Below are 2,523 nucleotides of genomic sequence, written 5' to 3'. Positions count from 1 at the left end.
CTTACGTGAATTGTCTTCCTAAGACCGCTTGGCCTCCGACTTGCATATCTTGAACTGATTCCAACCTGTCGTCGGCGTCCGTCGGTCGGGCGGTTCTGCAACGCGATGAAGCTCCTGGCAGGAGGTGTCACGACCAAGAATCACCGTGCCCCACCAGGAGCTTCGCGTGCTTGTCCACCCGCCGTCGATTGATCTGTCCTGCCGCACCCTGCGCTACCTGAGCGCTCGACTGCATGCCCGGCGGCGGGAGACCGGGACGCGCCGGCGGCGTCTGCCGGCAGGCCGACACACCCTGCTCGCCTTGGCCCACCTGCGGTGCGGCGATACCTATGCCCAGCTCGCCGCCGGGTTCCGCATCGGCATCGCGACGGTCTGTCGCTACATACGCGAGGTCATCGACCTCCTGGCCGCCCTCGCCCCGACCCTGACCCTGACCCAGGCGATGAAGACCATCCGGACCAAGGCGTTCGTGATCCTGGACGGCACCCTCCTGCCGATCGACCGGATCGCCGCCGACACGCCGTACCACTCCGGGAAACACAAGCGCCACGGCATGAACGTTCAGGTTCTCACCGATCCGTTCGGCCGACTGTTGTTGGGCCTCCCCCGCCCTGCCCGGGTCTGTTCACGACCTGACCGCCGCACAGGCCCATGGGATCATCGACGCGCGCGCCGCGGCCGAGCCGAAGTGCTGGGCGGACAAGGCGGCCGGGCCTCTACTGGCCGCGCTCACGCCGACCGCAGGCCGATTCGCGGGCCAGCAGGCCGTGAATGTTCTCCCAGGTGGACGGGTGGCCACGCTCACGCCGCTCGGTCCGGCGTTCGTGCCGCGAGGATTTCCTGGCAGCCACGGCGTCGGCAAGCCCGTACGTGCAGAACCGGACCCGTCCGGCGGCAGGGTCCGCACCGGACCCGAGCACCGTGCGGACGTCCGTGGTGATGGGGGCGAGAACCGCGAAGACGCCCGCGCTTGGAGCAGTTGATGAGCCAGGCCCTTCCGCCAGTGATGTGCCTGGGGACGGCAACCGAGCCTGACGGCCCTGTGATGCCGTGCGGTGCGGCCTGCCGGCAGCAGCGGCTCGTTCCCGCCCACAGCTCATCCGATACGCCCCACGGCGGCCGCTCCGTTCCCGGGGTCGGCCCAGGACCTGTCCCCCGAGCGAGCTACACGCTTTTGTCCTCTCTGGGGTGACGCGCGCGACCGGTGGTCTCTTGTTGACTCGAATCGTCAACACAACGGCCGGACAAGGCCGATCAGCCCAATAGCCAAGGACAACACCATGACCACGACACGCAGTTCCGCGCAGCACGGTTTCCCCAGAGGCCGCCGAATCGCCGCAGCTCTGCTGGTTTCCACGCTGGGAGGAACCGCACTGGTCGCGTGTAGTGCCGACGCCAAGGACTCGCAACCGGCCAAGGTCTCCGGCAAGAGCGTCGGCGAGACCGCGGGCGACGCCAAGATCACCTGGGGTAAGTGCCCGGCCCTGCCCGAGGGACAAACCCGTAAATCCGACCTGGCCTGTGGCACATTGGATGTGCCACTCGACTACCAAGACCCGGGCGGCACGAAGATCGACCTGGCGGTCTCCCGGCTGTCCACCGCGAAGCCCGGGAAACGACGTGGCGTTCTGTTCCTGAACCCCGGCGGGCCTGCCCTGGGCGGTCTCGGCATGCCCGAAACCATGGCGTCCACACTGCCGAAGTCCGTGCTGGACCGCTACGACCTGATCGGTTTCGACCCGCGCGGCGTCGCACACAGCACCCCGCAGAGTTGCGGTCTGCAGGACCCCAGCGTGCCCGGGCTCTTCCCCTATCCTGCCGCGGACGGCTCGATCACCAAGAATGTGGCCCGCGCCAAAACCGCCGCCAAGCAGTGCGCAGACACGGTGGGCGAGAACCTGCGGCACTACAACACCGCCAACACCGCCCGCGACATGGACCGCATCCGCCAGGCGCTCGGTGAGAAGAAGATCTCCTACTGGGGCCAGTCCTACGGCACCTACCTCGGAGCCGTCTACCGCTCCCTCTTCCAGAACCACACCGACCGGATGGTCCTGGAAGGCAACGTCGACCCCACCAAGGTATGGGCCAACCAGGTGTCGGACACCTGGGGCAAGGGCATGGCCGACCGGTTCCCCGATGCCGCCCGCGTCGCCGCGGCACAGGCCGACACCCTCGAACTGGGCACGAACGTCGCGGAGGTGACCGACACCTACCTCGCCCTCGCCGACCGGCTCGACCGCACGCCCGCAGCGATTCCCGGCACACCGGTGTCGCTGGACGGGGCACTGCTGCGGAACATGACCTACGCCCTGCTTCTGCACGACGACACCCTTCCCGTGCTCGCCAAGTTCTGGAAGGCAGCCGACAACCTGACCCACGGCACCACCACGGCCGCCGACACCGCGGTTCTCAAGAAGGTGTTCGCCGCCGCACCGGCGTCCCCGGGCGTCCCCGCGGACAACCAGGCCACCATGTTCCTGGCGCTCACCTGCGGCGACGCCGAATGGCCGCACGACGTCG

General features: G+C 68.1%; 1 protein-coding gene and 1 pseudogene. Both read left to right on the top strand.

Annotated elements, in window-relative coordinates:
• Positions 1-166 precede the first annotated feature (166 nt).
• Positions 167-773, top strand: a pseudogene (locus ABEA26_RS35735) (transposase family protein); the annotation flags it as partial.
• Positions 774-1,280: 507 nt separating this feature from the next.
• On the top strand, positions 1,281-2,523 hold a 1,243-nt coding region (locus ABEA26_RS35730), incomplete at its 3' end, for an alpha/beta fold hydrolase (protein WP_345598207.1).

This window comes from Streptomyces marokkonensis (assembly GCF_039539045.1).
Taxonomy (GTDB): domain Bacteria; phylum Actinomycetota; class Actinomycetes; order Streptomycetales; family Streptomycetaceae; genus Streptomyces; species Streptomyces marokkonensis.
The sequence above is the reverse complement of the archived record's forward strand: the minus strand, read 5'-3'. Positions and strand labels throughout refer to the sequence as shown.